This window comes from Fructilactobacillus sp. X2R6C1 (genome assembly GCF_059901295.1).
The window spans coordinates 1-280 of sequence record NZ_JBWXUZ010000018.1 but is presented as its reverse complement, the minus strand read 5'-3'; the positions used below and the strand labels follow the sequence as shown (position 1 = coordinate 280).

The 280-nt window shown below is 57.1% G+C and carries 1 protein-coding gene; it reads right to left on the bottom strand.

The annotated features are described in order from the left end of the window. On the bottom strand, positions 1-280 hold a 280-nt coding region (locus tag AC6UDF_RS07180; protein WP_500724183.1), incomplete at both ends, for a hypothetical protein.

Below are 280 nucleotides of genomic sequence, written 5' to 3'. Positions count from 1 at the left end.
CATCGTAGAAGTCCACGTCACCGACGCGTGTCTTGAAGATATGGCCGTAGTTGAAGGTCAGGTCGTTGAAGATCCGCCCGAGCTGCATGACGATGTAGCCGTGCTGCTCCAGGGTCTTGGTTTCCTGCTTCTTGAACTTCGCCTTCTGGTAACCCGGCAGCGTCAGCAGGTAGGAGCGCAGCGGGGCCACGATCACATCGAACATCTCGCCGTACTTGCCGCCGTGCTCCCACACCAGTTCTTCGATCACGTTCAGCTCGAAGTACTCCAGGTACTTCTC